Source organism: Pseudomonas sp. HY13-MNA-CIBAN-0226, from assembly GCF_040310305.1.
Lineage (GTDB): Bacteria > Pseudomonadota > Gammaproteobacteria > Pseudomonadales > Pseudomonadaceae > Aquipseudomonas > Aquipseudomonas gregormendelii.
Genome location: NZ_JBEOPS010000095.1, coordinates 1 through 365, shown reverse-complemented (window position 1 = coordinate 365; position 365 = coordinate 1). Strand labels below are relative to the sequence as shown.

Genomic DNA, 365 nt, shown 5'->3' with positions numbered 1-365 from the left:
GAAAAAACGCTTTGAGGAAGACGTGCTGGGTAAATTGCAGGCAGGCGTGGATGGCTTATCTTTATTAAGTGGTGAAGATGAAAAGCTTCTGGCAGCAGAATTAGCAGACTTCAACCAGCAGCAAGATAAGCAACGCCAAACCTTTAAAACACTGGGCGAGCAGCTTCAGTGGCTAGATAGTGTGCAGGAATTACAGCAAAATTTGTCTACTTATAAAACTGATTTTTCAACAGCACAACAAGCACAGCAAGTATTCATCCTAGAAGCACAGCGTTTAGATGTTGCTAATAAAGCGTTAGAGATTGATAGTCAGTTTCGCGAGCTAAGCTATAGCCGAGATATGGTTAAACGGCTGGGTATTGAAC

General features: G+C 42.5%; 1 protein-coding gene. It reads left to right on the top strand.

Annotated elements, in window-relative coordinates:
* The coding region (locus AAEZ05_RS27920; RefSeq protein WP_350649791.1) for a hypothetical protein at window positions 1–365 on the top strand (365 nt) is incomplete at both ends.